This is a genomic window from Exiguobacterium sp. H66, assembly GCF_018618705.1.
In the GTDB taxonomy this organism is placed as follows: domain Bacteria; phylum Bacillota; class Bacilli; order Exiguobacteriales; family Exiguobacteriaceae; genus Exiguobacterium_A; species Exiguobacterium_A oxidotolerans.
The window spans coordinates 1-24066 of sequence record NZ_JACSMQ010000014.1 but is presented as its reverse complement, the minus strand read 5'-3'; the positions used below and the strand labels follow the sequence as shown (position 1 = coordinate 24066).

31 protein-coding genes, 1 tRNA gene and 1 riboswitch are annotated in these 24066 nt (G+C 47.3%); of the genes, 21 read left to right on the top strand and 11 right to left on the bottom strand.

All coding sequences use genetic code 11. From position 1 onward, the window contains the following. Nucleotides 1–21 precede the first annotated feature (21 nt). Nucleotides 22–342, bottom strand: coding sequence for a winged helix-turn-helix transcriptional regulator (locus tag KNP88_RS15265; protein WP_029331888.1), 321 nt, complete (start codon nt 340–342; stop codon nt 22–24). A 181-nt stretch (nt 343–523) separates the two neighbouring features. Between KNP88_RS15265 and KNP88_RS15260 the strand changes: the two genes are divergently transcribed. Both KNP88_RS15260 and KNP88_RS15255 read left to right on the top strand, forming a co-directional pair. Beyond that, the gene (locus tag KNP88_RS15260; RefSeq protein ID WP_029331885.1) at nt 524–922 is read left to right on the top strand and encodes a DoxX family protein; all 399 of its coding nucleotides are present in this window, start codon (nt 524–526) and stop codon (nt 920–922) included. 18 nt (nt 923–940) lie between these two features. Next, nucleotides 941–1534, top strand: coding sequence for a flavin reductase family protein (locus KNP88_RS15255; RefSeq protein ID WP_088838043.1), 594 nt, complete (start codon nt 941–943; stop codon nt 1532–1534). A 486-nt stretch (nt 1535–2020) separates the two neighbouring features. Here KNP88_RS15255 and KNP88_RS15250 read toward each other — a convergent pair whose 3' ends face one another. Together KNP88_RS15250 and KNP88_RS15245 are read right to left on the bottom strand one after the other, a co-directional pair. Beyond that, a complete protein-coding gene (locus KNP88_RS15250; RefSeq protein ID WP_029331882.1) occupies nt 2021–2413 on the bottom strand; it encodes a hypothetical protein in 393 nt (130 codons plus the stop codon). Further along, the gene (locus KNP88_RS15245; RefSeq protein ID WP_088838041.1) at nt 2413–4314 is read right to left on the bottom strand and encodes an ABC-F family ATP-binding cassette domain-containing protein; all 1902 of its coding nucleotides are present in this window, start codon (nt 4312–4314) and stop codon (nt 2413–2415) included. The genes KNP88_RS15250 and KNP88_RS15245 overlap by 1 nt, the downstream gene beginning before the upstream one ends. A gap of 168 nt (nt 4315–4482) precedes the next feature. Between KNP88_RS15245 and KNP88_RS15240 the strand changes: the two genes are divergently transcribed. The 9 genes from KNP88_RS15240 to KNP88_RS15200 all read left to right on the top strand — a co-directional run bounded on the left by KNP88_RS15240 (nt 4483) and on the right by KNP88_RS15200 (nt 8689). Next, nucleotides 4483–5142 carry a redox-sensing transcriptional repressor Rex gene (locus tag KNP88_RS15240; protein WP_088838040.1) on the top strand — a complete coding sequence of 220 codons (660 nt, stop codon included), beginning with the start codon at nt 4483–4485 and terminating at the stop codon, nt 5140–5142. Further along, nucleotides 5142–5345 (top strand): twin-arginine translocase TatA/TatE family subunit, encoded by a 204-nt coding sequence (locus KNP88_RS15235; protein WP_088838039.1) that lies wholly within the window; start codon nt 5142–5144, stop codon nt 5343–5345. Before KNP88_RS15240 ends, KNP88_RS15235 begins: the two co-directional genes overlap by 1 nt. 7 nt (nt 5346–5352) lie before the next feature. Next, entirely contained in the window at nt 5353–6132 is a 780-nt protein-coding gene (gene tatC, locus KNP88_RS15230; RefSeq protein WP_029331875.1) for a twin-arginine translocase subunit TatC, read from the top strand. Between the two features lie 107 nt (nt 6133–6239). Next, nucleotides 6240–6312 (top strand) — tRNA-Ala (locus tag KNP88_RS15225). Nucleotides 6313–6483: 171 nt separating this feature from the next. Beyond that, nucleotides 6484–6642, top strand: a complete 159-nt coding sequence (locus tag KNP88_RS15220) for a hypothetical protein (RefSeq protein WP_034801002.1) — start codon at nt 6484–6486, stop codon at nt 6640–6642. Nucleotides 6643–6740: 98 nt separating this feature from the next. Continuing rightward, on the top strand, nt 6741–7220 hold the full coding sequence (locus KNP88_RS15215) for a hypothetical protein (RefSeq protein ID WP_214894514.1): 480 nt from the start codon (nt 6741–6743) through the stop codon (nt 7218–7220). A gap of 4 nt (nt 7221–7224) precedes the next feature. Next, nucleotides 7225–7686: a hypothetical protein gene (locus KNP88_RS15210; RefSeq protein ID WP_214894512.1), complete on the top strand. Its 462-nt coding sequence runs from the start codon at nt 7225–7227 to the stop codon at nt 7684–7686. Nucleotides 7687–7712: 26 nt separating this feature from the next. Further along, entirely contained in the window at nt 7713–8189 is a 477-nt protein-coding gene (locus KNP88_RS15205) for a hypothetical protein (RefSeq protein ID WP_214894510.1), read from the top strand. 14 nt (nt 8190–8203) lie between these two features. Beyond that, nucleotides 8204–8689, top strand: coding sequence for a hypothetical protein (locus KNP88_RS15200; protein ID WP_214894508.1), 486 nt, complete (start codon nt 8204–8206; stop codon nt 8687–8689). Between the two features lie 96 nt (nt 8690–8785). Here the strand turns inward: KNP88_RS15200 and KNP88_RS15195 are convergent, their stop codons facing one another. The 4 genes from KNP88_RS15195 to KNP88_RS15180 all read right to left on the bottom strand — a co-directional run bounded on the left by KNP88_RS15195 (nt 8786) and on the right by KNP88_RS15180 (nt 12569). Beyond that, nucleotides 8786–9793, bottom strand: coding sequence for a FecCD family ABC transporter permease (locus KNP88_RS15195; RefSeq protein ID WP_251132107.1), 1008 nt, complete (start codon nt 9791–9793; stop codon nt 8786–8788). Beyond that, entirely contained in the window at nt 9790–10791 is a 1002-nt protein-coding gene (locus tag KNP88_RS15190; protein ID WP_029331866.1) for a FecCD family ABC transporter permease, read from the bottom strand. Before KNP88_RS15190 ends, KNP88_RS15195 begins: the two co-directional genes overlap by 4 nt. Before the next feature lie 70 nt (nt 10792–10861). Next, the gene (locus tag KNP88_RS15185) at nt 10862–11773 is read right to left on the bottom strand and encodes an iron-hydroxamate ABC transporter substrate-binding protein (RefSeq protein WP_214767843.1); all 912 of its coding nucleotides are present in this window, start codon (nt 11771–11773) and stop codon (nt 10862–10864) included. 4 nt (nt 11774–11777) lie between these two features. Further along, nucleotides 11778–12569 (bottom strand): ABC transporter ATP-binding protein, encoded by a 792-nt coding sequence (locus KNP88_RS15180; protein WP_029331864.1) that lies wholly within the window; start codon nt 12567–12569, stop codon nt 11778–11780. Nucleotides 12570–12752: 183 nt separating this feature from the next. On the opposite strand from KNP88_RS15180, the gene KNP88_RS15175 reads away from it, so the two are divergent. Further along, a complete protein-coding gene (locus KNP88_RS15175) occupies nt 12753–13808 on the top strand; it encodes an NAD(P)/FAD-dependent oxidoreductase (protein ID WP_088838031.1) in 1056 nt (351 codons plus the stop codon). A gap of 77 nt (nt 13809–13885) precedes the next feature. On the opposite strand, the gene KNP88_RS15170 is transcribed toward KNP88_RS15175, so the two are convergent. Further along, nucleotides 13886–14677 (bottom strand): hypothetical protein, encoded by a 792-nt coding sequence (locus KNP88_RS15170; RefSeq protein ID WP_214894506.1) that lies wholly within the window; start codon nt 14675–14677, stop codon nt 13886–13888. Nucleotides 14678–14702: 25 nt separating this feature from the next. Further along, nucleotides 14703–14786: riboswitch (cyclic di-GMP riboswitch) on the bottom strand. A gap of 239 nt (nt 14787–15025) precedes the next feature. Between KNP88_RS15170 and KNP88_RS15165 the strand changes: the two genes are divergently transcribed. Together KNP88_RS15165 and KNP88_RS15160 are read left to right on the top strand one after the other, a co-directional pair. Further along, a complete protein-coding gene (locus KNP88_RS15165; protein WP_214767839.1) occupies nt 15026–15313 on the top strand; it encodes a hypothetical protein in 288 nt (95 codons plus the stop codon). A 29-nt stretch (nt 15314–15342) separates the two neighbouring features. Beyond that, nucleotides 15343–15636: a DUF2089 family protein gene (locus KNP88_RS15160; protein ID WP_088838028.1), complete on the top strand. Its 294-nt coding sequence runs from the start codon at nt 15343–15345 to the stop codon at nt 15634–15636. Between the two features lie 57 nt (nt 15637–15693). Here the strand turns inward: KNP88_RS15160 and KNP88_RS15155 are convergent, their stop codons facing one another. Together KNP88_RS15155 and KNP88_RS15150 are read right to left on the bottom strand one after the other, a co-directional pair. Further along, the gene (locus KNP88_RS15155; protein ID WP_029331862.1) at nt 15694–15927 is read right to left on the bottom strand and encodes a DUF4305 domain-containing protein; all 234 of its coding nucleotides are present in this window, start codon (nt 15925–15927) and stop codon (nt 15694–15696) included. 21 nt (nt 15928–15948) lie between these two features. Beyond that, entirely contained in the window at nt 15949–16641 is a 693-nt protein-coding gene (locus KNP88_RS15150) for a CPBP family intramembrane glutamic endopeptidase (protein WP_088838027.1), read from the bottom strand. A gap of 220 nt (nt 16642–16861) precedes the next feature. Between KNP88_RS15150 and groES the strand changes: the two genes are divergently transcribed. The 4 genes from groES (at nt 16862) to KNP88_RS15130 (ending at nt 20269) form a co-directional block, all read left to right on the top strand. Then, a complete protein-coding gene (gene groES, locus KNP88_RS15145; protein ID WP_029331860.1) occupies nt 16862–17146 on the top strand; it encodes a co-chaperone GroES in 285 nt (94 codons plus the stop codon). Nucleotides 17147–17165: 19 nt separating this feature from the next. Next, entirely contained in the window at nt 17166–18806 is a 1641-nt protein-coding gene (groL, locus tag KNP88_RS15140; protein ID WP_159173269.1) for a chaperonin GroEL, read from the top strand. 299 nt (nt 18807–19105) lie between these two features. Then, nucleotides 19106–19645: an ATP-binding protein gene (locus KNP88_RS15135; protein ID WP_214894504.1), complete on the top strand. Its 540-nt coding sequence runs from the start codon at nt 19106–19108 to the stop codon at nt 19643–19645. Between the two features lie 81 nt (nt 19646–19726). After that, entirely contained in the window at nt 19727–20269 is a 543-nt protein-coding gene (locus KNP88_RS15130; RefSeq protein ID WP_214894502.1) for a GNAT family N-acetyltransferase, read from the top strand. A gap of 238 nt (nt 20270–20507) precedes the next feature. On the opposite strand, the gene KNP88_RS15125 is transcribed toward KNP88_RS15130, so the two are convergent. Then, nucleotides 20508–22307, bottom strand: a complete 1800-nt coding sequence (locus tag KNP88_RS15125) for an LTA synthase family protein (RefSeq protein WP_214894500.1) — start codon at nt 22305–22307, stop codon at nt 20508–20510. A 207-nt stretch (nt 22308–22514) separates the two neighbouring features. Here KNP88_RS15125 and KNP88_RS15120 point away from each other — a divergent pair, with 207 nt between their 5' ends. From KNP88_RS15120 to KNP88_RS15110, 3 genes are all read left to right on the top strand, one after another. Continuing rightward, nucleotides 22515–23465 carry a sugar-binding transcriptional regulator gene (locus KNP88_RS15120; RefSeq protein WP_214894498.1) on the top strand — a complete coding sequence of 317 codons (951 nt, stop codon included), beginning with the start codon at nt 22515–22517 and terminating at the stop codon, nt 23463–23465. A gap of 27 nt (nt 23466–23492) precedes the next feature. Continuing rightward, nucleotides 23493–23876, top strand: a complete 384-nt coding sequence (locus KNP88_RS15115; RefSeq protein WP_214894496.1) for a Gfo/Idh/MocA family protein — start codon at nt 23493–23495, stop codon at nt 23874–23876. A 107-nt stretch (nt 23877–23983) separates the two neighbouring features. Next, the coding region (locus tag KNP88_RS15110) for a helix-turn-helix domain-containing protein (RefSeq protein WP_214894406.1) at nt 23984–24066 on the top strand (83 nt) is incomplete at its 3' end.

Genomic DNA, 24066 nt, shown 5'->3' with positions numbered 1-24066 from the left:
GCATGGATGTCTTCTTTTCAGTCAATCTTGTAACTCAGCCCATTCTTCGATCGAACGAATTACAGGCTCAAGCTGACGACCTTTGTCTGTCAAACTGTATTGAATTTTTATCGGACGTTCCGGAATGACGGTCCGGGCTACGATACCTTCCGCCTCAAGTTCCTTCATGCGTTCCGTTAACATACGACCAGAGAGCTCGGGAATCGCATCTTGAATTTCATTGAAACGACAGGTCTTCGTCAAGAGATGACGTAAAATCAAACCCGTCCACTTCTTGCCCAATATTTCAAAGGCATGTTCGACTTTCGGACAAAGGGCCGTCGGAATTAGTGTATTCTCCATCAGCGCTCATCCTTTCTTATATATGTAGTATACCCACTTTGACGCTAAAATACGAATTATTTTACTTATAGTAATAAAAATAACGAAAACAAATCTATTTACTTTTAGTAAGTGATAGTTTAGTATCGATATTAAGTTACTAATAGTAATTAAAAAACATTAAGTAAAAGGGGTTTTATACATGATGGATTTAGGATTATTTCTGATTCGGTTGATTATCGGCTTAACATTTGCGGCACACGGAACACAAAAATTATTTGGATGGTTCGGTGGACATGGTATCGCAGGGACAGGCGGTTGGTTTGAGTCCATCGGGATGAAGCCAGGGAAAACACTTGCACTGATGGCAGGGATTGCTGAACTGGTCGGAGGATTATTATTCGCCGGTGGATTATTCCTGTGGATTGCAGCCCTCCTGATCATCGGTTCGATGATCGTCGCAATCGTCAAAGTGCATGGGACGAATGGTTACTGGGTGACGCAAAACGGGTACGAATACAACATGGCACTGATCGTCATCGCCTTAGGCGTTGCGATGATCGGAGCTGGAGACTATTCACTCGCAGCACTTATCGGGTGATCGAAAAGGACGGTTTTTATGAAATTTGATGCAGCAGACTTAAGTCCAAAAGAAAACTATAAATTGTTGATCGGCAGCATCATTCCTCGACCCATCGCGTTCGTGACGACCAAAGGTGCAGATGGAGTCGTCAATGCGGCGCCATTTTCCTTTTTCACGGTCGCTTCGAGCAACCCGCCGCAACTGGTCATCGCCGTCCAGCAGACGGAGCAAGGACAAAAGGATACCGCAAAAAACATCTTGTTGAATCAGGAATACGTCATCCATATCGTCAGTGAAGAAATCGTCGAGGCTGTCAATGAAACGGCGGCACCACTCGCATATGGTGAAAGTGAACTCGAACGGACGAATTTGACATTAGTCGATAGTGATTTGATTGATGTTCCGGCTGTCGCAGAAGCGAAGATCCGTTTTGAACTGAAGTTGACGAATCATCTTGAACTCGAAGGGGCGAACCTCCTGATTGGAGAAATCGTCCGGTATCACGTCGCGGACGAACTCGTTGAGTCGTTCCGGATTGATCCGGATGGTTTAAAAGCAATCGCCCGTCTCGCAGGTAACGACTATGCGAAAGTCGGAGACATCTTTACGATTGCCCGACCGACGAGCTGAAGGCTAATTGACGAGTAGAATCAGTATTTTTTAGAAGCAAAAAGGCACGTCCCAAACGCGGGGCGTGCCTTTAGACTGTAGACAACGTGCGATCGGGAGATCAAGCGTCTGTTTTCGTTGCTTTCCTCGGGCGAGGCGCAAGAGCCGTTGCTCCTTGATCCTAGCGGACAACGAGCAGGGTCTTGCCTGCCTCTGAACGTGCGTTAAAAACGCACTTTTCCCCGTAGGAGTCAACGAAACGTGACGCTTTTTAGGTAATACCGTGACGGAAAACCGGGCATGCAGATGGTTTAGAGCGCAATCCATCTCGAATCGCTTTGCTGTAGCGGCGCGGAAGATTGCCGCTTTGAAGACGAGGCGAGACAGGGAAGTGCAAACCGACAGCATCCTCATGTAGAATTTTCATGATTTATAAGAGTTTGTCTATACGCTGAAGGCACGTCCCGAACGCGGGACGTGCCTTTTTATGTCGGACAACTGAAGAAGTTACTCTGCATGGTGACGTTTTTCGTACTGGAAACCATCGAGTAGAAAAAAGAGAATCGCCAGTGCCCAAATCCCGAGACAGCTGATCAAAAAGGCGACGAGCGGTGAAACGGCTCCGTAATAGCTGATGATTAACGGGTCATTCAGTTCAACGAACATCTGGGTCGTCAGCAACGTACAGATTAATCCGGATAAGAGGCTGATGAAGAGACCACTCCACGTCTTAATCACGAGGCCGATCATGCACGAGATGAGGATGAACAATAGGACGACGGCATTAAAGGCATCCGGGCGGATGAAGGCCGACACGTAGTCGGCATACATCGGAACGAAATAGAGCACCCCGGACAATAACCCTTGAACGAGGTTGATGACATAACTTTTCGAGCGCATTAGTGGAAACTCTCCCATCGTTCCATCAGTTCGAGGAGGTCCGTATCAATCTGATCCCGTTCTGCCGACAGCGCCGTCGCCTTCGGAATATCGTTGAAGACTTCCGGTTCGCAAAGCAGTTGTTCGATTTCAGTTGATCGAGTTTCCAGCCGTTCGATGTCTTGTTCGAGTTGTTCGAGCTGTTGTTTCTTTTTTCGTTCTTCTTTTTGCGCATCTTTGTCAATGCTTTTCGAAGCAGCGACTTTGATTGCTTTTTCTTCCTCTGCTTCGAGGCGGGCGATTTCTTCTTTCTCGGCCTTCTTCTCCATATAGTAAGAGTAGTCGCCGAGATAATCCGTCACACCGTCCGGATTCATCTCGATGACGCGTGTCGCAACCCGGTCGATGAAGTAACGGTCGTGGGAGACGAACAGGAGCGTGCCTTCATAGTCGACAAGTGCATTCTCAAGCACCATCTTCGAATCAAGATCGAGGTGATTGGTCGGCTCATCGAGAATGAGGACGTTCGTTTTGCGTAATTTTAACTTCGCGAGAGCGAGGCGTCCGCGCTCGCCGCCGGATAATTCATGAACGAGCTTGAAGACATCATCACCACTGAACAGGAATTGACCGAGGACGGACCGGACTTGTTGTTCCCGCATCAACGGCCACTCGTTCCAAATTTCATCGATGACCCGGTTGCGGTCGTTGAGCTCGGCTTGCTCCTGATCGTAGTAGCCGACAGAAACGCCGGTCCCGAAACGATGTTCACCGAATAACGGTTTAATCCGGTTGACAAGGACTTTCAGTAACGTCGATTTTCCGATTCCGTTCGGACCAACGAGGGCGAGGGATTCGCCGCGTTGTAAGCGGAACGTGATGCCTTTTGAGACGGCTTCTTCATAGCCGACCGCGAGTTGCGTGACTTGTAACACATCGTTCCCACTTTGTTTTTCAATCGGGAACGACAGGACGGTGCTGCGTTCATCCCCATCCGGACGATCAATCCGGTCGACTTTTTCAAGACGTTTGCGGACGCTTTGTGCGCGTTTCGTCGTCGTCGCCCGTGCGATGTTACGCTGGATGAAGTCTTGCATCTTCGCGATGTCTTCCTGTTGCTGTTCGAACTGCTTCATTTCTTGTTCGTAGAGTGCTGCTTTTTGTTCCAAGTACTTCGTGTAGTTGCCGGTAAACTTCCGGCAGACGTTCCGTGACAGTTCATAGACGACGTTGACGACCTGGTCGAGGAAGTAACGGTCATGGGAGACAATCAAGACCGCTCCACGGTAACCAGCCAGGTAACTTTCGAGCCAAGAGAGTGTATCGATGTCGAGGTGGTTCGTCGGCTCGTCAAGAATCAACAGCTCAGGTGCCTGGAGCAACATCTTCGCCAGTGCGAGTCGCGTCCGTTGCCCACCGGATAGCGTCTGGATCCGGCGTGAATAATCGTCCGGATAAAAACGCATCCCGTGCAGGACGGAGCGGATATTGGCTTCGAACTGGTAACCACCGGCGTCCGAGAAGTCATGTTGGGCTTGATCGTATGTTTTTAACAGACGGTCGTAAGCAACAGCATCATTCAAGATATGGTCCATCCCCATCTCAATCTCCATCCGACGGAGCGAACGTTCCTGCTCTTGCAGGTGCTCGAACACGGTCAACATTTCATTCCAGATCGTTTCATTCGACTCAAGACCGCTGTCTTGGGCGAGGTAACCGATTTTCACTTCCTTACTCTTCATGATTTCACCAGAGTCATGACTGAGCTCTCCGGCGATGATTTTTAAAAGTGTCGATTTTCCGGCACCATTTCGTCCGACGAGCGCAATCCGGTCCCGCTCCTGCACTTCGAGTTTAATATTGTCTAAAATCGGCTCAACACCGAATGATTTTGATAGTTGGTTCACTTGTAAGAGAATCATAAAAACATCCATCCTTCCACCCTTTAGTCTATCATGAAAAAAACGCAGGAGTCCCGTGGAATATATTATTTGTTAGTCTATGTGAAGTGGTTTACAATCAAAGAGAATAGAATTCTTTGCATTGATTTGGGTGCCACGTCAGAACGTGGCCGAAGGGGGAACTGCAGTATGAATGGGCCAGACACAAAAATACCACAAGCGACGGCGAAACGACTGCCGTTATATTATCGTTTCATTCAGAGTCTTTATAACTCAGGCAAACTGCGCGTCTCTTCAGCAGAGCTCAGTGAAGCGGTCAAAGTCGATTCAGCGACGATCCGCCGCGATTTTTCCTACTTTGGGGCGTTAGGGAAAAAAGGATACGGTTACAACGTACAACATCTATTGACGTTTTTCCGAAAGACACTGAATCAGGATGAAGTCACGAATGTGGCACTTGTCGGGGTCGGACATCTCGGAACGGCGTTTGCAAATTATAACTTTTTAAAGAATAATAGTACTCGGATAGTCGTTGCGTTTGATGCGGACGAAAACAAGGTCGGAACAACGACGCAAGACGTTCCTATCTATCATGTCTCTGACATGAAAGAGCAAATCGAAGCGAACAAGGTTGATGTCGCCATCTTGACGGTCCCATCCCAGTTCGCACAGTCAGTAGCGGATGAGTTAGTTGAGTATGGTGTGACCGGAATCCTGAACTTTACACCGGCGCGGTTGAACGTACCGGCCCACGTTCGGGTCCATCACATCGATTTGTCGATCGAGTTGCAGTCACTAGTTTATTTCATGAAGCATTATTCGCAATCAGCTGAAGGAGTGAAATCATAATGGAAAACTTAATCCCGTTCACACTCGGTATTGGACCAGGAAGCATCGCCTTGATCGGTGCCGTCGCCTTGATCATCTTCGGACCGAAAAAGTTACCGGAGCTCGGTCGTGCTGCCGGTCAGACGTTAAAAGAGTTCAAGAGTGCGACAAACGGCATCATGGACGATGATAAAGACAAAAAGGATGAATCGAAAGAGAAGTGATTAAATTATGGCGATTGATCAAGAACAGAGTGTGACATCGCATCTAGACGAGTTGCGCAAGCGGATCGTCTGGTCACTCATCATCGTCGTCGTCTTGTTCGCCGCGGCCTTTCCGCTCGTCCGACCGCTCGTGCGTTTTCTGCAGTCGGACCTGAAAGAGCTCGGCATCGGATTGAATGCCTTTAATGTGGCCGATCCCCTGATGTTGTACTTGAATTTAGCGTTCATCATCGCGGTCGTCCTGGCTTCACCATTTTGGATGTACCAGCTATGGGCGTTCATCCGACCCGGTTTATTCGAACAGGAACAGAAAGCGACCTTGACGTATATTCCGGTCACGTTTTTCTTATTTTTGTCCGGAATCGCGTTCTCTTATTTTTGGTTACTTCCGTTTCTACTCAAAGTATCGACGGAACTTGGGCAAGAGCTCGGCATCGAGCAAGTCATCGGGGTCGAAAACTATTTCAGTTTCTTAATACGGCTGACGATTCCGTTCGGTATCTTGTTCCAACTGCCGGTCGTGACGATGTTCTTGACCCGTCTTGGACTCGTGACGCCATTGTTCATGCGGAAAAATCGGAAATATGCGTACTTTGCGCTGTTTGTCATCGCGGCTTTAATCTCACCACCGGATGTGACGTCACATCTGATGATTTCGGTACCGTTGTTCGTCCTCTATGAAATCAGCATCATGATTTCAGCCCGGACGTACAAAAAAGTACTGATTCTTGAGCAACAAGCGGAGCTTGAGAGACAAGCGGATTTGATGCGTGAGTTGAATAAGTAACAGTCTCCTCTCGGTCGTTTCGGCGACGGAGAGGTTTTTGTTTGGAAGCGCTCTTTTTATATTGAAAAAGTGAATCGATATGGTTTATACTGATTACAAGAATATGAGGGGGCTTAGCTCAGCTGGGAGAGCGTTTGGCTGGCAGCCAAAAGGTCGTCGGTTCGAGCCCGATAGTCTCCATATGTACATCACTTGGCATTTGCCGAGTGGTGTTTTTTGTTATAGTGGTGGCGGCAAAACAGAAGCTTACAGCCTGGATGATGTTGATGAACCGATTGAAGTCGTTTTCTGTGTTTATCCTTTTGAGGGAATGGGAAATTTCTTAATAGGTAATCAAGAGGGGGAAGCATTATGAATCCATTTACGACGTTAATTGCCTTCATCGTCGGCTGTCTTGTTCTGTATCTCGGAATCCGTGATAAGAACGGTTGGTTGATTGGTGTCGCACTGATTCCGTTAGCAATTGTTGCGTATAGCGTCATCTATCTCATCATTCAAGTTTCAGCCTAGAAACTCCTTTTTTAAGGAAGTTTCTTTTTTTTGAAACATAATTGGTAAACTGTAAGTATATGACAGTATAGACAGTTGAAACGAGGGAGGCATTCAAGATGGAACAAACGCTCCGCGAGGAACGGTTACAGGCGTTGACGGTTGCTTATACCGAAAAAAATCAATTGCAGAATAAGAGTTGGGTCGTCGCTGCCTTGATGGCGACAGCAGGAACGTTTACAGAAATCTTCAGCACGACCATGTATTTGAGTCTGTTACCGCTTGTTTACCTTGTGTTTGATCTCCCATTTCGACTCGAGAAACGAAAAATCCTGGCGCGTTATCTCTCAAGCGACCAAGTGACGAACCAATCGTTGCTGTGGCTCGGGACTCAATTCGTCCTGTACGGTTCGCTGTACACCGTGATACTTGAGACGAAAGAGATGTCGATCTGGAAAATTGCCCTTTGGATGCTGATCATCCTCGCACCGGTCTATTACGTTACGGACTGGTTGTTTAAAAAGATTGCCCGGTCAGGCGATCCCGACTTCGTCAGTGATAAAGAAATTCATGCGAATGTTAAAGAAGTGGAGGAGTGACAAGGTGAGTACATTGATTGAAAAAAATACACGGTTGAAATTACTGGGACCGCCATTAAAAAGGATTCAGCATCTGGTGCCGGTTCCAGTTCTGCTGCTTGCGCTTGTTGGTTGGTTCATCCCGGGTTTTCGAGGGCTGTTCTCCTTATTTGCGATTACGGTATTCTGTTTGGCTAACGCACTTAGAGAAATCATTCGTCTGCGGATTTTAAAGCAACGCCTTACGAAAGATATCTATAAAAAGACGGTCTTGAAAGTGGCACGTGTATCGATTATCGGTTCGTTCATCCCAATTTTTACACTTTACGTGGGGACTGTTTTTCCACAATACGCCGGTATTTCTTTTACGGTCTTTCTTGTGTCGATCATCGTCGCCTATTTGATTGTGTCCCAATTGAGCAAACAAGCGAAACGACTGGATCCGGCATTCGTCACGATGCGTGAGATTGAGCGTTACCGTAAGTAAGCGAAACACACAAGAGGAGTGAACGGATGAGAAACACTTTAAGCACGTATCAAAAATCGACAAAAATCAGCCGGCAAATCCGGACGTATGTAATTGCGGGCGTATTTTTTGCGGTGCTGTTCTTCTCCGGAAGCGGGCACCTGACGGATTCAGCAGTTGGATTTTTGATTCTTACGCCGTTGCTCGCCTATAATGGCATGCAGCGAGTGATCCAATCCATTCTGTTAGTTCGGTCGAAGGTACAGGCGCGACCACTTGGTCTGCTGTTCGGTGGGATCACTTTACTCGAAGCGGTCTTTATTGCGGGTGCCGCAGTTGTCGCCCCGCACCTTGGACAGTGGGGCTATCTGTTTCCGCTAATGTTGTGGATTTCAGGGATGCTGCAATTTCAAAAGTGGACGGACCGGACGGTAACGAAGCTCGATAAAATGGATTTGCTTGAGACACCGGACCGAAAAGGAATCGAACACCGTCATCCGACGGGCGAAGGAATCGGGATGTAACGAGGAGGCAGACGATGGAGAGCATGCAACGCGAGCGGAAAATGGATTATATCCGATTTTCAAAACAGGCACGTTACATTCAAACGGTCTTGTTTGGACTGGTATTGTTTGTATTTCTCTTTTTAGCAGACGATTGGCATCTGACAGAATCATCGTTTCAGTATTTTTTGTTAGTCCCTTTGTTGTCCTATCAATGGATCGTCCGATTCCTGAAGTACCGCTATTTCAAGAAGCGGTTTGACGGGCTTGAGGTCTGGGATCATCTCGGATTGCCTTATGTTGTGATCAGCACCTTCGAAGTACTGATCGTCGTCCTGGGGCAAATCATCACGCCCTACGTGGCGCGTCCCGAATACATCGGACCGTTCCTTGTCTTTTTCCTAACGGTGCTGTCATTGGACCGAATTGTTGATAAACGGATTAAACGACTCGATCCGACACACTTATCAGAACAGGAATTGATCCGGGCGGAACGGGAAGAAAAACGAATCAAATATTGACTGGTCATCTTAAAGCAACAAAAAAACGCAAGAAGGCGGCGGATTCCGGATTCGCCTACTTCTTGCGTTTTTAGTTGTGACCGCATCATGTAGAGGTTATTTTTTTGACAGTAAATAAATGAAGTAAGGAGCACCGATGATCGCAACGACGATTCCTGCCGGGATGCCTTGCGGGTCAGCGATGTTCCGACCAATCGTATCGGCGAGGACGAGTAACCATCCGCCAATCAAGACGGCGATCGGTAAGAACAGTTGATGCCTTGGACCGACGAGGGCGCGCGCGATATGGGGCGCCATCAAACCGATGAAGGCGATCCCGCCTGTTACAGAAACGGCGGATGCAGCGAGAGCGACAGCGGCGAGTAACAGTTGGATGCGCTCCTTTTCAATCGCGACGCCGACGCCGATCGCAACCGGTTCATTCAGCGCCAGCAGATTGAGTTTGTTTGCTTTATAAAACGTAAACGGTACGAGAATAAGCAGCCAAGGCAATAACGCGTAGACGAATGTCCAGTCCGTTCCCCAGATGTTCCCGGCGAGCCATTTGGCGATGAAGTCGACCTTCTCGCGGCGCGCAGATGAAATCAGGACGACCATGATGCCGGATAACGCCATCGAGAATCCGACCCCGGTCAAAATCAGACGAATCGGTTGCAGGCCACGGACACGGTCATACGATAAGGCATAAATGGCAATCGCTGTGATCAATGCCCCGATGAAGGCAGCAACCGGTAACCCATAGATGAACGCACCGACATCGACCGGGAAGTAAAGGAAGAAGGCGGCGATGGCGACACCAGCACCTGTATTGATACCGATGATGCCGGGATCTGCGAGTTCGTTGCGGGTGATGCCCTGAAGAATCGCACCGGATAAGGCGAGTGCCATGCCGGCGAGTACCGTGATTAAAATCCGCGGCAGGCGGAGTGAGAACAAAACAAACTCTTCTTTGAACGATCCTTGACCGAACAGTGTCGGCAGAAGCCGGTCGTACGAGAGGGAGGCGGGCCCAAGCCCGATACTGATGATGATCGTTCCGAACAATAACAGACTAAAGACGATAAAGATCAACCGCTGACGGCGGCGGAGCGATGTTTCAATCATGAGAACGCACGACCTCCTTTGCGGACGATGAGTAAGAAGAACGGCAGCCCGAGCATCGAGACGATCGCAACGACGGGTGTTTCGTATGGAGCATACAGTGTCCGGCCAATCGTGTCCGCGAGTAACATGAACGTTGCACCGAAGACGGCGGTCATCGGGAGGATGAAGCGGTAATCGGTGCCGACGATTGCGCGGACGATGTGCGGAATCATCAAGCCGATGAATGCCATGTTACCGACTAAAGCAACGGCGGCCCCGGCGAGCAGGATGACGACGACGTAGAGTACACCTTTAATCCGGGTGATGTTTTGCCCGAGCCCGAGTGCGACTTCTTCTGATAAGCTTAAAATCGTTAATTGACGTGAGAAGATCATCGCAATCGCGATGCCGATCAGGATGACGGGGGTGATGATTTGCAGTTGCCCCCAGGTCGTTCCAATCAGCCCGCCGGATGTCCATTGCGAGACGTCTTGAGCGATTTTGAAGTAAATGCCGATCCCTTCTGCGATTGCGTATAAAAAAGCAGAAATCGCGGCCCCGGCGAGGACGATTCGAAGTGGTGAAAACCCGCCACGTTTTGAGGCACCGATCCCGAAGACAAGTAGGGCACCGGCTGCTGCTCCAAGGAAACACGCGAGCATGATGCCATAGTAATTGATACCGGGAATGAAGACGAGCGCAAGAGCAAGGGCCGCGTTCGCGCCTGCCGTCAGCCCAAGCAGTCCGGGATCGGCAAGGGGATTACGTGTCATCGCCTGCATGATCGCACCGGAGACACCGAGTGCAGCCCCGACCAGCATCGCAGCGACTTCGCGCGGTAACCGGATTTCCTGAATGATTTTTGCTTTATCGTTCAAGGGACCGAACGTCAAAGCGTTCCAGACCTCACGTATCGTCGTGTCGGCGGCACCGAACGTCATCGAGATCCAGAACATGACGACGAACAGGAGTAAACCGAACGTGATTTTCAGTCCGAACGGGAATCGACCGGATGACATAGTTATCGTCTCACTTTCATTAGATAGTCAAAAAGGAGGGACCGAAAAATCGGTTCCCTCCTTATTTTTGTTACGCGCCAAGGAAACTTTTCTTGAAGAACTCGAGCTGACGTTCGAGCGTCAATGGATCATTGAAGTAAAATTCTTTCGAATCGACTTCGAAGACGTGGTTGTTTTTAACAGCAGGAATATTTTTGTATGTGTCTGTTTCTGTAAACGAGTTATCTGCTTCTGCCGTCTTACTGAAGATGAGGTAATCCCCTGCATATTCAGGTAAGACTTCCGGTGATAGCGCGTAATAGCCGTCTTTTAAAGCCATTTCCGTAACTTTTTCCGGCATCTTTAATTTCATTTCCTGGTAGAGGATTTCTGTACCGCGTCCCCAGTTGTCGCCGAAGACGTAAAGCTGTTTATCGAAGCTTTCGATGACAGAGACCGTCGCATCGTCACCGATTTTGGCTTTAATCTCTGTTCCGGCGTCCGCTGCGCGTGTCTGGAAGTCTTTGACCCAATCGCGTGCTTCTTGTTCTTTATTGAGCAATTTACCGATTTCGACATGTTGTGTCAAATAGTCGACTTTGCCGTACGTGTACGTGACGGTTGGAGCGATTTCTTTAAATTTATCGATGTTTTTCGTTGTATTGTAGCCGATGATGAGATCGGGTTCGAGTTCGATGACTTTTTCGACGTTTTCTTCCGATACTTCCTGGACGTCTTTCAAATCAAACTTCGGATTCGATTTTGACCACGAATCGACACCGACGAGTGGGACGTCGAGTGCCATGACGTTTCCGGCGAAACCGGCAAGGACGACGACGCGTTTCGGATCAGCCGGGACTTCGACGTCACCTTCTTCCGATTTATAGGTGATCGTTTCTTTTTTCGTATCAGAAGACGTATCTTCTGTTTTATCTGTATTGCCGCAGGCGGCGATGACGAGTGCTAAGAGTAATAAAATCGGTAAGAGTACTAGTTTCTTCATGTGGTTAATCTCCCTTGATTAAGTTGTAAGTGACACACATCGGCTTATTCGTCCGTGGATCACGACCGATTTCGGCATCGATATGAAATACTTCTTTTAAGACGTCATGCGAAATGACTTCCTCGCACGTTCCGGCTTTGACGACTTCGCCTTCTTTCATCGCGATGATGTAGTCGGCAAAACGGGCGGCCTGATTTAAATCATGTAACACCATGACGATCGTCCGGCCTTCCGTCCGGTTGAGATGCTCGAGCAGCTCGAGGACTTCGAGCTGGTGGGCGAGATCAAGGTAAGTCGTCGGCTCATCGAGGAAGATGATATCCGTTTCCTGCGCCAGCGCCATCGCAATCCAGACGCGTTGCCGTTGACCACCGGACAAGGCGTCGACCGGACGGTGTTTGAATGCCGTCGTATCCGTTGCCTCTAACGCCCAGTCAATGATCTCGTAATCATGTTTCGTTAAGCGACCAAATCCTTTTTGATAAGGAAAACGACCGTATGAGACGAGCTCTGCGACCGTTAGACCGCTTGCACTTTCCGGTGTCTGAGGCAGGATCGCCATTTTCCGGGCAAGCAGCTTTGTACTTTCCTTCGCAATATCGAGACCGTCAAGCAGGGCACGACCAGACTGATGGGGGATGATTCGGGTCATCGCTTTCAATAAGGTCGATTTACCGCAACCATTCGCACCGATGATTGTCGTGATTTGCCGATCCGGAATCTGAACCGTCAAGTCTTTGACGATGGTACGATCTCCGTATCCGATACTGATTTCTTCTGTTGCTAGACGTACCATACGCAGAGGCTCCTTCTCGCTTAAAGCTGTTTTCATTGATAATGATTATCACTATCGTCTCCCTAACCATACCAGTCTCATAAAAACGCTGTCAACATTTTTTCTTGTCTTCAAGAGATGTTCACGTTATCATTGGGAATGAGAATGATAATCAGTCGTAGTCGAGAGCGAGGAGTGAGTGAGATGGAACAGCAGGAATTGTTTGATGTAACGGTAATTGGTGGAGGCCCGGCCGGGTTATACTCGACTTTCTATAGCGGATTACGCGGGATGAAGACGAAAATCATTGAATACCAGGCAGAGCTTGGTGGCAAGATTCATGTTTATCCGGAGAAGATGATTTGGGATGTCGGGGGACAGCCACCCATTACCGGAGCGAAGCTGATCGAGCAACTCGTCGAACAAGGCTTAACGTTTAATCCGTCCGTGCACCTGAATGAAAAAATCATTTCAATCGCAAAAGACGTATTCGGAAACTTCGTCCTCGAAGCGGAGTCGGGAGAAATTCATTATTCGAAGACAGTCATCGTCGCTGTCGGCGGCGGAATCCTCAATCCCCAAAAACTGAAGATTGAAGGGGCCGAACGGTACGAAGTGTCGAACTTGAACTATACCGTCAAATCGATTGAGCGGTTTAAAGATAAGACGGTCCTGATTTCAGGTGGCGGGAACTCAGCGATCGACTGGGCGAACGAGCTCGAACCGATTGCGAAAAAAGTTTACGTCACATACCGGAAAGACTGTTTCACAGGTCACGAGGCACAAGTCGACCAACTCGTCCGAAGCTCAGCCGTCTGTCTCCTCAACACGACAATTCATAAGTTGATCGCAAGCGACGATCACCACCGGATTGCGTCCGTCGAATTGATTGATTGTGCGACGGACGTGACAAACATCGTTGACGTCGATGAAGTCATCATCAACCATGGCTACGAACGGGAAGCAGAGTTGCTCGCGAACTCGGAACTCGACATCAAACAAGTCGACGACTTTTACATCGCCGGTAACGCGTCGAGCGAATCAAGTGTACCGGGATTGTATGCAGCAGGAGATATTTTGACGCATGACGGCAAGGTGAACTTGATTTCGGGTACATTCCAGGACGCGGCAAATGCCGTCAACCGGGCGAAGCAGTTCATTGAACCGGATGCTGCCAAAGTCGCGATGGTCTCATCCCACAATGAAGTTTTCAAAAAACGGAACCGTGAATTGATTCAAGAAATGGTCAACGAAAAGTAAAAAACACCTGTCTTAAAGATCGCCCCTCGTCACATGGACGTCGGTCGTCTTTAGAGCAGGTGTTTTTTGTTTAAGGATTAATCTTCATCTTCATCTTCATGCTCGTCGTCCGAGTCATCATCTGAATCATCATCTTCGTCCTGACCTTGATCATCGTCTTGCTCGTCTTCTTCAACGTGACGGTGCTCTGATTTCGTTTCTTCGTGATCGAAGTACTCGAGTTCAATCTCCAACTCGTAAGAACCAGAGAGAGCGAATAAGCTGACGAGTTGTGCCCGTAATTCCTCTTCCGTCATCTTCGGATGTGACTCGATGAACTGAATCAATTGGCGGACACGGGTTTCATCGACCGTTGCGTCATTCGTTTTGACACGCAGCTGACTCTTCTTCTTTTTAAACTGGTATTTAATCTGACTTTGCGTCGTCTCTGTCGCGAGAGCAATCTTCATTTTTTTCAGCATATCTTCATAGCGGTGACCGGCCTTGTTGCGTTCTTTGCCATCGAGAATTCCATCACCATCAGAATCCCGTTTATATGGTTTTGTCCCAAGCTCGAGTTCGATGGCGTTAGTTAAGCCATCACGGTCCGGATCTTCATGTGCGTCGCTGATCTTATCGCGGTCGCTGTCTTTCTTCCGTGGATTGAGTTTGAGCTTATATTCGGTGTAGTTGCTTAAGCCGTCATGATCCGTATCTTGCTGCGCAAGTTTTTTCCCTTTAAGCTTGTACTTCTTTTCCCAGCTGTCATGGATTCCGTTCTTGTTGCGGTCATGCTTCGATGTTTTACTCTTGGCATCGATTGAGCCGAGCGGCGTCAGCATCAACGCACAAGCGAGGCCGGCAGTAACGACATAATTGATTTTTTTCATGTGAACGTAGTCTCCTTTTGTGAACTTCGGTAACTGGCAAGCATAGCTTGAAGCGGTAGCCCCTATAGTTTTGCGTCACCACATTTCTGTGGGTTTGCCCGTTCGATTCCGGTGAAGAACCGTATATTCAGTATAAGTGATTTGTTTCTATGGATAGATAAGGGTTTTCGATAATGAGTCAGTAAAATATAAATTATTTGAAGTGAGATAATAAATATATTCTAAACCACTTTTTTTAATAAAAGTAACTATTTTTAAAATAATATTTAAATTAAATTAAACTATATTGACTTTTTATTTAATATAATTCATATTTGGATTATATTAAATAGAAGTGGGGTCTAGTTTATGGGGAGTTTATCGATTGCGATTGGTGTTATTATTTTCATGGTTGGACAATTTTATTTATCTAGGAAAAATGGAAAGCTCGCGTGGCTATTACCGGTACTGATTGTACTCGCTGGGATATACACCTATTTCTATGGAGGCGTCTGGTCTGAGGACAAAAAATCTTTAATACAAATCGGTACAATGATTAGTACTTCGACGTTGATTGGTATTGGATTGGATGGGGAAAAAGCGCGTAAAAAACGTTTGAAGCAGGAAAAGGATCGACTCGAAGTGCAAGATTTGTAACGTAAAAATAGATAGAGGAGTACACTACAATGGACAGAAATGAAGTTCCTCCATGGGTATTGGCATTAGAACAAGAACATCTTGAATTCATACGGAAGTTTGTTTTAAATTCAGGATCGCTTAAAGATATGGCAGCTGCGTATCAAGTCTCGTATCCGACGGTTCGAACGAAGCTGAATCAACTCATTCAACGGATTGAGTCAGTACAGGAAGATGATGTCGAATTCGTTAACATGATTAAGAACCTTGTCATCGATGAGCGGATTAGTTTAGATGTCGCGAAAGTAATCATTGATAAGTATCGAATGGATAAATCTCATTAAAAGAAAACAAGCGCGTCTTCGAATAGCGAAGGCGCGCTTGTTGATGAAAATACTTACTTATTCTTTATCATTTTTTTTGTTTTGTTCCTTCTCAATCATCTTCTTCGCGGCCATCCGGAAGCGGAAAATCAAATAGAGACGGTAAAAGTCGATTGCTGCGAACAGCGTCAACAGAATCGTCCAAAAGTTAAAGACGGTTCCTGCCTCGATCGAGTTGCTGTACGCGAGGTACATGAAGAGAATACCGAACAGGGCATAAAATAATGCCATGAAGTTTGAGCCTTGGCGCATGAAAACACTACCTTTCGTAAGTTAAGTCATTGCATAGAGTGCGAGTACGACAATTCCGTTATTGAAAACGTGAATCGCAATCGGTGCTATGATGCGGCGCGTTTTGACGAAGACGAGTGAGAAAACAAAACTCATCGCGACATAAATCAAAAACTTGTTGTCTCCGTGGATGAACCCGAAGATAACACCACTGAGAACGAAGCTGAAGACGAAGTTCAGTTTTGTCGACAAGTTCCCGAACATAATGTGGCGGAATAAAAATTCTTCCATAATCGGTCCGAGTAAGACGACCATCAGCTGTAAAATCGGGATGACTTGGATTGCTTTCATGATGTCATCCGTATTTTGTGATTTCGCGACGTTTTCGAGTCCACCAGACATCCAGGCATCAAGCAGGTTGACGCTAATCAGTAAGGCGTAAAGCAACACGATTCCGATCCCGATCCACTTTAATGTGTCAATCGGATCCGTCTGATTGCCCTCTGCTTTCCACTTCTGCCAGTCAGGACGAAGACAGAAGAACGAGACGATGACGGCAACGGTAAAGCCAATCGCAAGCCACCAGCCGAGGACACCCGGAATTTGGCTTTTTGAGAGAAAGCTCGGGAATGTTGCCGGTACGAGCTGGACGATCAAATAAATCACAATCGGAATGATGTGACGGATTTGCCACTTATCAGCCATGTTGAACGGCAGATTGACGGAATTTTTCATCGGTCGGGACACAACTCCTTTGTATTGAAGGTACTGTCCCGATTGTAACAAACAAACCGACCGGGCGCACGAATGGTGATGGTTCAAAGATGGCGATTTCGGGAAAACGGATAAGGGTTCAGGGTTGAATTTCGATTGAAAACCGTTTAAGATAAAAATATGTTAGCACTCCATTAAAGTGAGTGCTAAAAAACAGTCATTTTCAAGGAGGATGTTTCGCATGTTAAAACCACTTGGTGATCGCATCGTGATCGAAGTCGTTAAAAAAGAAGAAACAACACTCGGAGGAATCGTTCTTCCTGGGTCAGCGAAAGAAAAGCCACAAGAGGGTAAAGTCATCGCTGTCGGTACAGGCCGTGTGACAGAGCAGGGTGTACGTGTACCACTTGAAGTGAACGTCGGCGACCATGTCATCTACGCGCAGTACGCCGGGTCAGAAGTCAAAGTCGATGGCAATGAATACTTAATCTTACGCGAAAGCGATATTTTAGCAGTAGCACAATAATAAAAGGGGGATTTCAGTCATGGCAAAAGATATCTTATTCAGTGAAGAAGCACGCCGCGCGATGCTCCGCGGTGTCGACGCATTAGCAGACGCAGTCAAAGTGACGATCGGACCAAAAGGACGTAACGTCGTCCTCGAACGTAAATTCGGTTCACCACTCATCACGAACGATGGTGTGACGATCGCAAAAGAAATCGAACTTGAAGACCACTTTGAAAACATGGGTGCGAAGCTCGTCGCGGAAGTCGCGTCGAAAACGAACGAAATCGCAGGGGATGGTACGACAACAGCGACAGTCCTCGCACAAGCGATGATTCGTGAAGGACTCAAAAACGTCACAGCGGGCGCGAACCCGATGGTCATCCGTAAAGGAATCGAAAAAGCGGTCCGCCGTGCCGTCGAAGAGCTCCACGCCATTGCAAAACCAATCGAAGGCAAAGAAGCGATCGCACAAGTTGCGGCAATTTCTGCTGCTGACGAAGAAGTCGGTCAATTGATCGCGGAAGCAATGGAACGTGTCGGTCAGGACGGTGTCATCACGATTGAAGAATCACGCGGCTTCACGACAGAACTCGACGTTGTTGAAGGGATGCAGTTCGACCGTGGTTACGCGTCACCATACATGATCACGGATTCCGACAAGATGGAAGCGGTCCTTGAGAACCCGTACATCTTAGTCACAGATAAAAAAATCTCGAACATCCAGGAAATCTTGCCGGTCCTCGAGCAAGTCGTCCAACAAAATAAACCGCTCTTAATCATCGCGGAAGACGTCGAAGGCGAAGCACTCGCGACACTCGTCGTCAACAAACTCCGTGGTACGTTCAACGCGGTTGCGGTGAAAGCACCGGGCTTCGGTGACCGCCGTAAAGCAATGCTCGAAGACATCTCGATCGTCACAGGCGCAGAATTGATCACAGAAGAGCTCGGTCTTGATTTGAAAGAAACACAAATCATGCAACTCGGTCGTGCGTCGAAAGTCGTCGTCTCAAAAGACAACACGACAATCGTTGAAGGACACGGACACAGTGATTCAATCGAAGCACGTGTCGGCGCCATTCGTGCGCAAATCGAAGAAACATCAAGCGACTTCGATCGTGAAAAACTGCAAGAGCGTCTTGCAAAACTTGCAGGCGGCGTTGCCGTCGTTAAAGTCGGGGCAGCAACAGAAACAGAATTGAAAGAACGCAAGCTCCGGATTGAAGATGCACTCAACGCGACACGTGCAGCCGTCGAAGAAGGAATCGTTGCCGGTGGGGGAACAGCCTTCATCCACGTCACGAAAGCCGTCGAATCGATTCTTGCTGTCTCAACAGGCGACGAAGCGACAGGCGTCAACATCGTTCTCCGTGCGCTCGAAGCACCACTCCGTCAAATCGCGGAAAACGCCGGTCAAGAAGGTTCAGTCATCGTCGAGCGTCTCAAACATGAAGCGCAAGGCATGGGCTACAACGCCGCGACAGACGAATACGTCGACATGATTGAAGCGGGAATCGTCGACCCGGCGAAAGTGACGCGTTCAGCACTTCAAAACGCAGCGTCTGTTTCAGCGATGTTCTTGACGACGGAAGCGGTCATCGCCGATAAACCAGAACCAGCCGGATCTGCTCCTGCAATGCCTGATATGGGCGGCATGGGTGGAATGGGCGGCATGATGTAATATAAGCATTCAACCCGTTGATTGGTAGAATTAGATCGAAGGATTGCTATTCTACTTTTGATTTTTGGGAAGACCCTTTGTAAGTTCACTGAACTTATAGAGGGTCTCTTTTTTGTTTCGTTAATATAGAATTTTATTGAGAACTGCTTTAAATATCAGGGTTTCAATTGAATTGTATGCGTCTACTTCTGATGGTTTTGGGGATTAGAGTAAATTTTTTTGTTGAAATATAATCTGGGAGCAGGAAAATTATATAATTAGAAACCGGATAAACAAAGAATCTATAAAGGAGAAGAAAAATGAAAAATAAAATTCATATCATGGGAGCTTCGGGATCTGGAACGTCAACACTGGGTAAAGCTTTAGCAGAAGTTCTTCCCCACAAAATTTTTGATACAGATGATTACTTTTGGATATCTAAATTTACCGAACAACGACCTATACCTGACAGAATAAAAATGCTAAAGAATGATTTATCACAATCCGAACAGTGGATTTTATCGGGAGCCACGGTAAACTGGGGAGATTATTTCACGTCTTATTTCGATCTCGTTATTTTCTTGTGGGTTCCATCGGAAATTAGACTCGAAAGATTGCAGAAGCGAGAAATCGAAAGATATGGGAAAGAAGTATTACCGGATGGGGATAAGCATGAACAATCGCAAATTTTTTTGGAGTGGGCTTCACTATATGATTATGCTGGTCCAGAAGTTAGAAGCAAAGTTCTGCATGAGCAGTGGATGAATGAATTATCTTGCCCGATATTAAGAATTGAAGGTGATTACTCGGTTGAAGAATGTGTGGCGATGGTTAAGGGGTACTTGAGTAAGTCATATTAAAATTAACTCTAAATTGAGAAGAAACTTTCGATATTTAACTGAAGAATTAACTTGGAAAATACATAGTGAAGGGTGAAATTAATGAATCAATCTAAAAAAATCGTGATTCGGCCTTTAAAAGATCAATTTATAACAATCATCAACAACACAAATGAATCTTTCCCGGTCATCGGCAAAATTCTCCCGAGTTTTTCGAACGGTCTTTGGTCATATGAAGAACAGTTATACGATGCTCCATCAGAAATCTGTTTCCCGGATGACAAACTGGATTGGTCTACTTATATCGATAGCAGTGAAAAAATTATTTTGTTAGCATTTCATGAGAATGAATGCATTGGACAAATCCGTCTCGTCAAAGACTGGAATCGTTTGGCCTACATTGAAAATATCGCTATCCGAAGCAGTTTCCGGAAAAATGGTGTCGGCCATTTGTTGCTTGAAGCAGCCGAAACCTGGGCGAAGGAACAGTCGTTGATCGGCTTATCGCTTGAAGCGCAAAACGATAATTTGATTGCCTGCCGTTTTTACGTAAAAGAAGGATTTGTACTTGGTGGGGTAGATACGCTGAAACAGTCTGCTAATCCGGAAATTGATATCACGTTGTACTGGTATAAACTTTTTTAAACGGTAATGACGTACACACTCATATGAATAGAACAGAGGGAGCCGCAATTAACATCCGGCTCCCTCTGTTCGTTTGACAGAAATCATTTGATTCACGCGACTCCTGCAGGAAAAAGCACAAGGTGACTTGTGCTGTCAGAGACAAACAAGACCCACTTTCCTGTCTCAATGGGACAGGAAAACTGGCTTGTGTCTCGCCTGAGGAAAGCGCGTGGAAAAAAATGATTTTTTGATTCGCCTATTGTTCCAAGCCGTTCTTCTCAATGATAGCATCTGACAAGCGTAAATCCTTCCGGACATCCGCTTGTTTTTTACATAAATCAAGGTCGACTTTGCTTGTCGTCGAGACGTCATAACAGACACCGTTGCCGGCTTTTTTCGTTAAGTCCGCTTCATAATAATAGTTTTGATACCGGAACGAGCCGTCGCGGAACGCCGTCACGTTCGGTTCATCATCGACGAGCGAGTTGCCCATCATGTAGGATGACTCGAGGTTGAGCAAGTCGACAATCGTCGGGGCGATATCGATTTGTCCGCCGTTTTCTTTAATTACTTGTCCGTCCTGTTGATTCGGTTTCTTGATGAACAGCGGGACTTGGCGATCGAGTTCGAACAGGTCGACCGGGTTGTCGATTCCGGCTTTCTCCCGCAGTTCGCTGCCTTCGTTCGTCAAGCCGCTGTCGTGGTCGCCGTAAAAGATTACAAGGGCATCATCCCACATGTTTTTCGCTTTCAATTCATCAATCATCAGTCCGACACCTTGATCGACATAATGAACGGTCTGGTAATACCGTTTCAGCATCGGATCGTCGTACCCTGTTAAGTCGAGTTCGCGTTCGTCTTTTGGAATCTCATACGGCGTATGACTCGTCAAGGCGACAAGGAACGAGAAGAACGGCTCTTGTAACGTCTCCATATGTTCGATCGATTTCGTCAAAAATTGTTGATCATTTAATGCCATTCCGATTTCTTTGTTGTCGGGGTAGTCTTTGTTGCTGAAAAAGTGATTGAATCCGAGATTGTCGTAAACTTTGTCCCGGTTCCAAAACCCTTTGTCGTAGGCATGCATTGCGGCTGTGTCATAGCCGCTGTCTTTTAACAGTTGCGGTAAGGCGCCGAACTCATTGTCCGGGAAACGGGTGTAGACCGAGCCCGACTTCAACGGGTACAGTGACGTATTCGTAATGAATTCCGCATCCGACGTCCGTCCTTCGTGCGTTTGGTGATAAAACGACTCGAAGTAGAGCGACTCCTGTTTGAGTTCGTTTAAGTGCGGTGTCAGTTCCTGCCCGTTAATCATCTGTCCGATGACAGACCCTTGGAAGGATTCCAACTGGACCATGATGATGTTCGGTGTGTTGACAGCACCAGCCGTTTCATCCGGTGCGGATTGTTCGAGCCGTCGCCGCTCCGCTTCCGTTAATGATTCGTCTGAGCTGATGGCCCGCGTGATTCCACGGGCGAGATCGACACCGTGATATCCCCAAAAACCGAGTTGGTAGTAGTCACGCATGTCGGAGATTGACTGGTCGAGCCGCTGGTCCTGTTTGACGACGGCATAGGTGAGTGGTGCTGCGAACAGCACGATGCCGGCGAGAAAAGCGGCAACCGCCGAACGACGTTGTTGTCGCTTCGCAACAGTAAACCGTTTCTTCCGTAAGAAGATTAAAACTAGTCCGAAGATGATGCTATCTGCGAACAGGAAAAAGTCGGTCGGGACGATCAGTGCCATGAAACCACTGCCGACATCACTCATTTGCAGCATTTGTGACATCAGGGAAACGGACAGTAAATCGTCAAAGTAGCGGTAATACCAAAGATCTGAGACTAACAGGAAACTATGTAGCACTAACAGACCAAGCCAGATCCACCGCCGTTTCTTCCACTGGATGAGCAGCGTCCAGCTCGATAACAGCAACATCCCGGCCAGGTTCAACAGGACGAGCTTAAATGAAACTTCTGTGTTCGTATAAAAGCTGAAGAGCATGAACTTGAGCATGCCTAATAGTAAATAAAATGCATAACCGAATCCGATCATCAAAGCCAACCTCCTTGAGCCAACCTCCTTGTCTGTATCATCGTTGTCTAATGCTATTTACCCTAAAGTCGAGGCTTGAGAACGTCAGGATGTGCTAAGCCTAGAGAAGGTGTAAAAGGAACTAAGTGTCATTTATTTTTCTTTAATTTGGAAAACATTTGCACAAACGTGCATTGTGGTGTACATTTGTGCGAAAGGGGGTGCATAATGAGCGATCCACAAGAAATAAACGTGCTGTACCGGATAGCACGTATGTATTACGAACAGGATATGACGCAAAGTGAAATCGCAAAAGAGTTAAGTGTTAACCGAACGAGCATCAGTCGGATGTTGAAAAAAATTCGTGAACAGGGAATCGTCCAGATTCGAATCAACTATGATGCCTTTCGTGATGTTGCGGTCGCAGAAAAACTAAAAGCGCGCTATAACCTGAAAGATGTCATTCTTGTACCGACGAAACGAGCGGAGTCAAAGCCGCATAGATTGATGGCGATGGGACAGGCCTGTGCGGGTTATTTGAACGAAATCATCAATGAACAGGATGTCGTTGGCTTTTCTTGGGGCAGCTCGTTGGCCGCCGTCGCGGAAGCATGGCATCCGACAAAAGGACTCGACATTACATGTGTACCGTTAATTGGGGGACCGGACGGGAAATTAGCCAGTCGCTACTATGCAAATACGATTGTCTATGAAGTGGCGCGAAAAACAAACGGTCAGTCCAAGTTGATTGATTTTCCGGCAATCGTCCAGACACCGGATTTAAAAACAGCGCTGACGGATTCAGGACATTTTCGTGAAGTCGAAGGGTTATGGAGTCAATTACAGGTTGCGGTCGTCGGAATCGGCTCACCGTTGATCAATGACGGTCCGAATTGGCTTGGGTTTTACGGGGAACATCTCGACCGGTCGATGCAAGACGGACAAGTCGTCGGAGATATTTGCTCGAACTTTTTTGACGCGTCAGGGAAACTCGTCGAAACCGAGCTGACGGGGCGGACGATTTCAATTGATTTGGCACAATTGAAGCAAGCAAACTATGCGATTGGAGTCGCTGAGTCGACAGCGAAAGTGAGTGCAATCCGGGCAGCGTTGACGGCAGGATACCTGAACGTCCTCGTCACGACGGAAGAGACGGCATACGAATTGTTGGCAGAATGAGTACGCATTATAAGGGAGCGATTGAAGATGGAACAAGTAAATTGGGGAATCGTTGGACCAGGCGGCATCGTAGCGGAATTTGCCGCAGCAATCAAAGAAGTGAACGGACGGGTATTCGGCGTGTGGGGGAGAAACACGGACAAAACGAACCGATTTGCTGAACAGTTCGGGATTGAGCAGGTGTATGCCGATACGGAGACGATGTTCCAGGACGGGCGAATTGATGTCGTCTATATCGCGACACCACACAGCGTCCACTATTCGTATATCGTCGATGCCTTAAACGCCGGAAAACATGTGTTATGTGAAAAGGCAATCACGATGAACAGTACGCAACTTCAAGAAGTAATTCAGCTTGCGCAGGCAAAAGATTTAATCCTCGCCGAAGCAATGACGATTTATCAAAAATAGGCGAGAATACGCCGACTTCTAAACGGTCAGGGTGAAGCCCGAGTGAAAGTGGGAGATGAATCGCTACCCTCTCTTTCGGGTATATCCTTTGTAAGGAGGTGAACATCATGTTGACTCACAAGGCCTACAAATTCAGAATCTACCCGACAAAAGAACAGGAAATCCTGATCGCGAAGACGATCGGTTGTTC

Coding starts and splice junctions, on each gene's coding strand:
- KNP88_RS15265 (WP_029331888.1), bottom strand. CDS start 342: ATGGAGAATACACTAATTCCGACGGCCCTTTGTCCGAAAGTCGAACAT.
- KNP88_RS15260 (WP_029331885.1), top strand. CDS start 524: ATGATGGATTTAGGATTATTTCTGATTCGGTTGATTATCGGCTTAACA.
- KNP88_RS15255 (WP_088838043.1), top strand. CDS start 941: ATGAAATTTGATGCAGCAGACTTAAGTCCAAAAGAAAACTATAAATTG.
- KNP88_RS15250 (WP_029331882.1), bottom strand. CDS start 2,413: ATGCGCTCGAAAAGTTATGTCATCAACCTCGTTCAAGGGTTATTGTCC.
- KNP88_RS15245 (WP_088838041.1), bottom strand. CDS start 4,314: ATGATTCTCTTACAAGTGAACCAACTATCAAAATCATTCGGTGTTGAG.
- KNP88_RS15240 (WP_088838040.1), top strand. CDS start 4,483: ATGAATGGGCCAGACACAAAAATACCACAAGCGACGGCGAAACGACTG.
- KNP88_RS15235 (WP_088838039.1), top strand. CDS start 5,142: ATGGAAAACTTAATCCCGTTCACACTCGGTATTGGACCAGGAAGCATC.
- tatC (WP_029331875.1), top strand. CDS start 5,353: ATGGCGATTGATCAAGAACAGAGTGTGACATCGCATCTAGACGAGTTG.
- KNP88_RS15220 (WP_034801002.1), top strand. CDS start 6,484: ATGAATCCATTTACGACGTTAATTGCCTTCATCGTCGGCTGTCTTGTT.
- KNP88_RS15215 (WP_214894514.1), top strand. CDS start 6,741: ATGGAACAAACGCTCCGCGAGGAACGGTTACAGGCGTTGACGGTTGCT.
- KNP88_RS15205 (WP_214894510.1), top strand. CDS start 7,713: ATGAGAAACACTTTAAGCACGTATCAAAAATCGACAAAAATCAGCCGG.
- KNP88_RS15200 (WP_214894508.1), top strand. CDS start 8,204: ATGGAGAGCATGCAACGCGAGCGGAAAATGGATTATATCCGATTTTCA.
- KNP88_RS15195 (WP_251132107.1), bottom strand. CDS start 9,793: ATGATTGAAACATCGCTCCGCCGCCGTCAGCGGTTGATCTTTATCGTC.
- KNP88_RS15190 (WP_029331866.1), bottom strand. CDS start 10,791: ATGTCATCCGGTCGATTCCCGTTCGGACTGAAAATCACGTTCGGTTTA.
- KNP88_RS15185 (WP_214767843.1), bottom strand. CDS start 11,773: ATGAAGAAACTAGTACTCTTACCGATTTTATTACTCTTAGCACTCGTC.
- KNP88_RS15180 (WP_029331864.1), bottom strand. CDS start 12,569: ATGGTACGTCTAGCAACAGAAGAAATCAGTATCGGATACGGAGATCGT.
- KNP88_RS15175 (WP_088838031.1), top strand. CDS start 12,753: ATGGAACAGCAGGAATTGTTTGATGTAACGGTAATTGGTGGAGGCCCG.
- KNP88_RS15170 (WP_214894506.1), bottom strand. CDS start 14,677: ATGAAAAAAATCAATTATGTCGTTACTGCCGGCCTCGCTTGTGCGTTG.
- KNP88_RS15165 (WP_214767839.1), top strand. CDS start 15,026: ATGGGGAGTTTATCGATTGCGATTGGTGTTATTATTTTCATGGTTGGA.
- KNP88_RS15160 (WP_088838028.1), top strand. CDS start 15,343: ATGGACAGAAATGAAGTTCCTCCATGGGTATTGGCATTAGAACAAGAA.
- KNP88_RS15155 (WP_029331862.1), bottom strand. CDS start 15,927: ATGCGCCAAGGCTCAAACTTCATGGCATTATTTTATGCCCTGTTCGGT.
- KNP88_RS15150 (WP_088838027.1), bottom strand. CDS start 16,641: ATGAAAAATTCCGTCAATCTGCCGTTCAACATGGCTGATAAGTGGCAA.
- groES (WP_029331860.1), top strand. CDS start 16,862: ATGTTAAAACCACTTGGTGATCGCATCGTGATCGAAGTCGTTAAAAAA.
- groL (WP_159173269.1), top strand. CDS start 17,166: ATGGCAAAAGATATCTTATTCAGTGAAGAAGCACGCCGCGCGATGCTC.
- KNP88_RS15135 (WP_214894504.1), top strand. CDS start 19,106: ATGAAAAATAAAATTCATATCATGGGAGCTTCGGGATCTGGAACGTCA.
- KNP88_RS15130 (WP_214894502.1), top strand. CDS start 19,727: ATGAATCAATCTAAAAAAATCGTGATTCGGCCTTTAAAAGATCAATTT.
- KNP88_RS15125 (WP_214894500.1), bottom strand. CDS start 22,307: ATGATCGGATTCGGTTATGCATTTTATTTACTATTAGGCATGCTCAAG.
- KNP88_RS15120 (WP_214894498.1), top strand. CDS start 22,515: ATGAGCGATCCACAAGAAATAAACGTGCTGTACCGGATAGCACGTATG.
- KNP88_RS15115 (WP_214894496.1), top strand. CDS start 23,493: ATGGAACAAGTAAATTGGGGAATCGTTGGACCAGGCGGCATCGTAGCG.